At 64.4% G+C, this 6,077-nt stretch carries 7 protein-coding genes and 1 pseudogene; 7 read left to right on the top strand and 1 reads right to left on the bottom strand.

Going from position 1 to position 6,077, the window contains the following annotated elements:
• The 7 genes from ACM0PY_RS19360 to ACM0PY_RS19330 all read left to right on the top strand — a co-directional run.
• On the top strand, positions 1-695 hold a 695-nt coding region (locus ACM0PY_RS19360), incomplete at its 5' end, for a calcium-binding protein (RefSeq protein WP_495493287.1).
• Positions 696-989: 294 nt separating this feature from the next.
• A complete protein-coding gene (rimK, locus tag ACM0PY_RS19355; RefSeq protein ID WP_005418651.1) occupies positions 990-1,868 on the top strand; it encodes a 30S ribosomal protein S6--L-glutamate ligase in 879 nt (292 codons plus the stop codon).
• A 258-nt stretch (positions 1,869-2,126) separates the two neighbouring features.
• Entirely contained in the window at positions 2,127-2,606 is a 480-nt protein-coding gene (locus ACM0PY_RS19350; RefSeq protein ID WP_005418649.1) for a hypothetical protein, read from the top strand.
• Positions 2,607-2,700: 94 nt separating this feature from the next.
• The gene (locus ACM0PY_RS19345) at positions 2,701-3,171 is read left to right on the top strand and encodes a hypothetical protein (protein WP_005418647.1); all 471 of its coding nucleotides are present in this window, start codon (positions 2,701-2,703) and stop codon (positions 3,169-3,171) included.
• A 115-nt stretch (positions 3,172-3,286) separates the two neighbouring features.
• A complete protein-coding gene (locus ACM0PY_RS19340) occupies positions 3,287-3,748 on the top strand; it encodes a hypothetical protein (RefSeq protein WP_053499209.1) in 462 nt (153 codons plus the stop codon).
• A 162-nt stretch (positions 3,749-3,910) separates the two neighbouring features.
• A complete protein-coding gene (locus tag ACM0PY_RS19335) occupies positions 3,911-4,588 on the top strand; it encodes a response regulator transcription factor (RefSeq protein WP_005410804.1) in 678 nt (225 codons plus the stop codon).
• Positions 4,551-5,921, top strand: a complete 1,371-nt coding sequence (locus ACM0PY_RS19330) for a sensor histidine kinase (RefSeq protein ID WP_180886475.1) — start codon at positions 4,551-4,553, stop codon at positions 5,919-5,921. Before ACM0PY_RS19335 ends, ACM0PY_RS19330 begins: the two co-directional genes overlap by 38 nt.
• Before the next feature lie 53 nt (positions 5,922-5,974).
• Here the strand turns inward: ACM0PY_RS19330 and ACM0PY_RS19325 are convergent.
• Positions 5,975-6,077 (bottom strand): annotated as a pseudogene (locus ACM0PY_RS19325) (IS110-like element ISStma4 family transposase); the annotation flags it as partial.

The following is a 6,077-nucleotide window of genomic DNA, read 5'->3' as shown; positions in this document are numbered from 1 at the left end:
TGAAGGACTGGCTGACCAGTTCTCTGGGCGAGAACGCGTCGGCCAGCATCGAGAAGCTGGTGTTTGCCGACGGTACCCAGTGGACGGCGGCCAACATCCGGGCGCAGCTGACCACGCTGGGCACCTCTGGAGATGACAAGATCGTTGGCTGGAACGGCAACGACCTGATCCTGGGCGGAGAAGGCGACGATGTCATTGACGGTGGACTGGGCAGCAACGAGCTGCACGGTGGCGTCGGCAATGACACGCTGAGCGTGGCGGCAACCTCCGACCGCAACATCCTGGCCGGTGGTATCGGTAACGACACGTTGATCGGTAGCATCAAGAGCGATACCTACCTGTTCAACAAGGGCGATGGTCACGACACGATCGTGGAAACCGGCCAGTACGCCAGCGACTCGATTGATATGCTGGTGCTTGGAGAGGGGCTGCGATCAGGTGATGCACGCTTCCTCAGGCAGGGCAATGATCTTCAGCTGAGCTTCGCTGAAGAGGCCGACTCGGTTACTTTCAGCGGTTGGTTTGGCTCCATCGGTGCACAGATCGAGGTCCTGAGTTTTGCAGATGGCCGGACTGTGGGTAACGTCGAGTTGAATAGTCTGATTGCGGCAATGGCACAGAGTGGGTCCGCCGCAGCACTCACGCCATCGGCTATTGAGCAAGCGCAGAGAGTGAATCTGATTGCATCGATCTGATGATCTGAAGGTCGCGGATTATCCATGTTGAAGGATGCCCCGGGTGCCGATCGGCACCCGGAGCTCAAATGGCCGATATGGCGTCGGGGCGTATAGGAAGAGCGAGTAGGAAGCAGAGCCTGTACCCTCCGCCCATTGACGGAGGGCACGTGGCAGCTCTCCTGGGGGGAGCGGGGTACGATTGTGCCGCGCTCGCGCAGAGAGACCCTGGTCAGTTCAGGTCATTCTTGTGGGCATCATCCGCCCGCCACACGCCCGCGCTATGCTGCGCGCCTGCCGACCGATCCCGCCGCGATGAAGCTCGCCATCCTGTCCCGCAACAGCTCCCTGTATTCCACCCGTCGGCTGGTCGAGGCGGCGCGCGCGCGCGGCCACACCGTGCGCATCCTCGACCCGTTGCGCTGCTACATGCGCATCGCCGCCGATGGCTTTTCCATGCACTACAAGGGCCGGCCGATGACCGGCGTGGACATGGTCATTCCGCGCATCGGTGCCTCGATCACCCGCTACGGCACCGCCGTGCTGCGCCAGTTCGAACTGATGGGCGCACGCACGCCCAATCCGTCCGATGCCATCCTGCGTTCGCGCGACAAGCTGCGCGCGCACCAGCTGCTGGCGGCCAAGGGCATCGACATGCCGGTTACCGTGTTCGGCGACAACCCCGATGACACCGTCGATCTGCTGTCCATGCTCGGCCCGCCGCCGCATGTGGTGAAGCTCAATGAAGGCACCCAGGGTCGCGGCGTGATCCTGACCGAAAAGGCCAGTGCCTCGCGCGGCATTGTCGAAGCGCTGCGCGGCCTGTACGCCAACTTCCTGATGCAGGAATTCATCGGCGAGGCCAAGGGCGCCGACCTGCGCTGCTTCGTGGTGGGCGACCAGGTGGTGGCGTCGATGCAGCGGCAGGCACCGGAGGGTGACTTCCGCTCCAACCTGCACGCTGGCGGCACCGCCGTGGCGGCCAAGGCCAGTCGCGCCGAGCAGCAGGTGGCGGTGCGTTCGGCCAAGGCGTTGGGCCTGTCGGTGTGCGGCGTGGACCTGATCCGCTCCGCGCGCGGCCCGCTGGTGCTGGAGGTCAATTCCACGCCCGGGTTGGAAGGCATCGAAGCGGCCTGCGGTGTGGACGTGGCCACACGCATCATCGAACACGTAGAGAAGATCAAAAAGCCTTGATTATTCATGGGGTTGTGATTCTCATGGGTAAATGATCCGGGCCTTTAACGAGGCTTTAATCGGCCCCGGCGTAGGCTTCAGCGAACCGCAGCTCTGCCTCTCAGCAGGATCGGTATCGGGATACGACTTCAGGCCCAGGCGGGTGCGCCGCCTGGGCCTTTTTTATGCCTGTCGGCTCTGTGCCCAAGGTCTCTTGTGGAGGCCGCGTGACGGTCGTAGAGTTGGCCCTTCGTTCCGGGATGGATCGGGAGGTTGGCGATGTACCGCATCATGACGATCGCGTTGCTGCTGGGCCTGTCTGGCGCTGTTGCCGCCAAGCCGGAGAAAGTCGCTGTACAGATGGACCGGCAGGGGTCGGTCGCCGAGCAGATGCGCCAGGTGGAAACCGCGCTGGCTGCCCCCGACTATGCCGAACTGTCTGCCGAGGATCGCGGCCAGGTGCAGCAGGCGCTGTCGCGTATCCGCCAGCACATGGGCGAACGCCAGACCGTGCAGGAGCTGCCGCCGCAGTTGCAGGCCGAGGTCTTCAACGAGCAGGAACGCATCAACACCCTGATGGCGCGTGGCCATGACGACAGCCGGCAGATCTGCAGGTACGAACGCACCACCGGCAGCAACATGCCCAGGAGCCGCTGCCTGACCGTGGCCGAACGGCGCCGGATCGAAGAGAAAGGCAAGGCGCTGATCAACGACCAGCGCAGCTACAACACGCTCAGCCCACCGCCCGCCGGGCGTTGACCGCACCGCCTTTCGGTCCACCGGGGTGCCGTAACGGCGTATCGGTGGCACCGCAGGGTCGGTGTTCCACTCATGGAAGAACCTGGAGGTAACAATGCAGCGCATGACCCCCTTCGCCCTGATGCTGGGCCTGGCACTGGCCACCACCGCGCACGCCAAGCCCGAGAAAGGGCAGGTGAAGTTCGACGCCAACGCACCGGTGGCCGAACAGATCCGCAACGTTGAGACGGCGATCAACACCGAGGACTACAGCGAGATCGGGCTGGAAGACAAAAGCCGTGTGCAGCAGGCGCTGGGCCGTATCAAGATCAAGATGGGCGACCACGAACGGGTAGAGCAGTTGAGCCCGCAGGACCGCACCGAGATCTTCAACGACCAGGAAGTGATCAACACGATCATGACCCGCGCCCATGCCGACAGCCGCATGGTCTGCCGCCGCGAGCGCACCACCGGCAGCAACATGCCGCAGAGCGTCTGCCTGACCGTGGCCCAGCGCCGCAAGGCGCAGGAAGACAGCCGCAAGGCCCTCAACGACAACCAGCGTTTCAACAACTACAAGCCGTAACCGCGGTTGGACCGGTCGCAGGCCGCCATCGGTCACCCTGCCGTGCGTCCCTTGTGGACGCATCGGCGGAACCGTAAAGTCGAGACCCTATTCATGGACGAACATGGAGCTCGTCATGTACCGCACCACTACGCTCGCCCTGATGCTGTCGCTCGGCCTGGTGGCCACCGTGCAGGCCAAGGCGCAGAAGGACACCGTGCAGATGGATTCCTTCACCCCGGTATCCGAGCAGATCCGCCGCGTTGAAACGGCCATGGGCAGCGAGGACTACAGCGAGATCGGGCTGGAGGACAAGAGCCGCGTGCAGCAGGCGCTGAACCGGATCCGGATCAAGATGAATGGCCGCGAGAAGGTGGATGAGCTGGCCCCGCAGGAGCGCAACGACCTGTTCAACGAGCAGGAGATCGTCAACACCATCATGACCCGCGCCCAGGCCGACAGCCGCATGATCTGCCGCCGCGAGCGCCTGACCGGCAGCAACATGCCGACCAGCGTCTGCCTGACCGTGGCCCAGCGTCGCAAAGCCCAGGAAGAGAGCCGCCGGGCGCTGACCGACCAGCAGCGCATCAGCCGCTGAGCGCTCGCCCCGGGGGCGTTTGCCGGTGTCGTCCCTCCGGTACGAAATGTTAAGAATGGAACCTGTATCGTTCAGCAGGTAGACGTCGCGTCCACCCGCACAGGGGCATCCTGAGCAGGTGGGCCTGGCCCCCCGACGACCCTTCAAGAACCAGAGGTCCCAGTGCGCATTCTCGTAATCGAAGACAACAGCGACATCGCCGCCAACCTTGGCGACTACCTTGAGGATCGTGGCCACACCGTGGACTTCGCCGCCGACGGCGTGACCGGCCTGCACCTGGCGGTGGTCCACGAGTTCGACGCCATCGTGTTGGACCTGAACCTGCCGGGCATGGACGGCATCGAAGTGTGCCGCAAGCTGCGCAACGAAGCGCGCAAGCAGACCCCGGTGCTGATGCTGACCGCCCGCGACTCGCTGGACAACAAGCTGGCCGGTTTCGATTCCGGCGCCGATGACTACCTGATCAAGCCGTTCGCGCTGCAGGAAGTGGAAGTGCGCTTGAACGCTTTGTCGCGCCGCGGCAAGGGCGTGCAGACCCGCGTGCTGGAAACCGGCGATCTGGAATACAACCTGGACACGCTGGAAGTGCGTCGCCAGGGCAAGCTGCTGCAGCTCAACCCGACCGCGCTGAAGATTCTGCAGGCCCTGATGGAGGCCGCGCCGGCCGTGGTTACCCGCCAGGAACTGGAGACCCGCGTCTGGGGCGAAGAGCTGCCCGATTCGGATTCGCTGCGTGTCCACATCCACGGCCTGCGTGCGGTGGTCGACAAGCCGTTTGAAGTGCCGCTGATCCAGACCCGCCATGGCATCGGATACCGCATCGCTACCCCGGAAGCCTGATTCCGTGGCAACCAAGGGGGAGCGCCGGCGTTCGCCGTATCGGCGGCGCCTGCGCAGCCGCATCATCGTCTCGTTCGTGTTGTTGGGCTTCTGCCTGACGACACTGTTCGCGTTCGCCACCAACTGGGCCCGCATGCGCGTGGAAAACCAGCTGGTGGAAGACGTGATGAACCGCAACATCAACGAGTACGTGCGGCGGTTCTACGAGAGCCCGGATCGCAACCCCGACCTGCCCGTGCAGCAGATGCGTGCGCGCCTGATCAAGCCTGACAAGTTCGAGGCGCTGCGCGAGGAAGAGCCGGACTGGTACGAGTTCAAGGATGGCCTGTACAACATGGGCGGCGTGGATGAGCGCGGCCAGCGCTATTCGTACAAGCTGGCCGTGCGCAAGACGCCCGATGCCTGGGCATTCCTGGCCTACGACATGACCGACAGCGTGCGCGGCGGGCAGCAGCTCAACCGCGCGCTGGTACTGTCGGTGCTGGTGTTCAGCCTGTTGTCGCTGGTGCTGGGCTGGTGGTCGGCCTCGAAGGTGATGAAGCCGGTTTCGGACCTGGCCGCGCGACTGCGTGCCTATCGCGGCGGCACCAGTGATCCCGAGCCGCTGGCGCCGCGTTTCCCCGATGACGAAGTGGGGCAGCTGGCACAGGCGCTGGATGATTATTCGTCGCGGCTGACCGAAGTGGTGCAGCGCGACCGTGAGTTCAATGCCGACGTCAGCCACGAGCTGCGCACGCCGCTGGCGGTGATCCGTGGCGCCACCGAACTGCTGCTGACCCGGCCCGGCCTGGATGAGAAGGTGCTGCAGCGTCTGCAGCGCATCCAGCGCGCCGAACAACAGTGCAGCGACCTGATCGGCGCACTGCTGCTGCTGTCGCGCAATGAACGCGGGCAGGGCACCAGCAACGTCGCCCGCGTGGCCGAACAGCTGCTGGACGCCCACCGTGCACAGCTGGGCGGCAAGCCATTGGAACTGGCACTGGAAGGCGAGCGCAACCTGGTGATCGATGCGCCGGAAGCCGCGTTGTCGGTGGCGCTGGGCAACCTGATCGGCAACGCGGTGAAGTACTCGCAGGATGGCGAAGTGCGCGTCTTTGTCGGCAGCAATTCGGTGTCGGTGACCGACAGCGGACCGGGGCTGAGCGAAGAGGATGCCGCCAAACTGTTCCAGCGGGGCTATCGCGGCACGCATGCCGGCCATTCGCAGGGCGGCGGCATCGGCCTGTCGATCGTCAGCCGCCTGTGCGATCTGTATGGCTGGCAGGTGAGCGTGCGCCCCGGTGGCGAGCGCGGCGTGATCGCCACCCTGACGTTCTCGCCGAAGCCGTTGTAAGGGGCTTTACTTTGGTGGGTGCTCCACGTTTGTAGATACCGTGTTGCCCTTGCCTAGGCAAGGGCGCCGTCAGGCTCAAATGGCCGGCCGCTTTTCAGTACGCCCCAAACCAGATGGATGAGCTTGCGCATCACCGCACACATGACGACCTTGAAG

This window comes from Stenotrophomonas sp. BR163, from assembly GCF_047520985.2.
GTDB classification, from domain to species: Bacteria; Pseudomonadota; Gammaproteobacteria; order Xanthomonadales; family Xanthomonadaceae; genus Stenotrophomonas; species Stenotrophomonas sepilia.
Note: the sequence above shows the minus strand (reverse complement) of the source record. Positions and strands in the feature narration are given on the sequence as shown.

Bases quoted from the DNA above. Each gene is read 5' to 3' on its own strand.
- rimK (WP_005418651.1), top strand. From the start codon at position 990: ATGAAGCTCGCCATCCTGTCCCGCAACAGCTCCCTGTATTCCACCCGT.
- ACM0PY_RS19350 (WP_005418649.1), top strand. From the start codon at position 2,127: ATGTACCGCATCATGACGATCGCGTTGCTGCTGGGCCTGTCTGGCGCT.
- ACM0PY_RS19345 (WP_005418647.1), top strand. From the start codon at position 2,701: ATGCAGCGCATGACCCCCTTCGCCCTGATGCTGGGCCTGGCACTGGCC.
- ACM0PY_RS19340 (WP_053499209.1), top strand. From the start codon at position 3,287: ATGTACCGCACCACTACGCTCGCCCTGATGCTGTCGCTCGGCCTGGTG.
- ACM0PY_RS19330 (WP_180886475.1), top strand. From the start codon at position 4,551: ATGGCATCGGATACCGCATCGCTACCCCGGAAGCCTGATTCCGTGGCA.